General features: G+C 66.2%; 1 protein-coding gene. It reads left to right on the top strand.

The window, feature by feature from the left end; genetic code table 11:
• On the top strand, positions 1–240 hold a 240-nt coding region (locus tag SCA31_RS25295; RefSeq protein WP_410699684.1), incomplete at both ends, for a hypothetical protein.

Below are 240 nucleotides of genomic sequence, written 5' to 3'. Positions count from 1 at the left end.
AGCTCACCGGCAACCCCGCCCCGGAGGTATTCCACACCAATGAGGGCCACGCCGGTTTCCTGGGGATTGAGCGGATCCAGGAAGCCATGTCCGATCCCAACAACGCTTTGACGTGGGAAGAGGCCCTGGCAGCGGGACGGGCGTCCACGGTTTTCACCACCCACACCCCGGTCCCGGCCGGCATCGACCGGTTCGAGACCGTCCAGATACGGCACTTCTTCGAAGCGGGGCTCGCCCCGG

It is taken from the genome of Chryseobacterium sp. SIMBA_028 (assembly GCF_046535285.1).
GTDB lineage: Bacteria > Bacteroidota > Bacteroidia > Flavobacteriales > Weeksellaceae > Chryseobacterium.
Note: the sequence above shows the minus strand (reverse complement) of the source record. Positions and strands in the feature narration are given on the sequence as shown.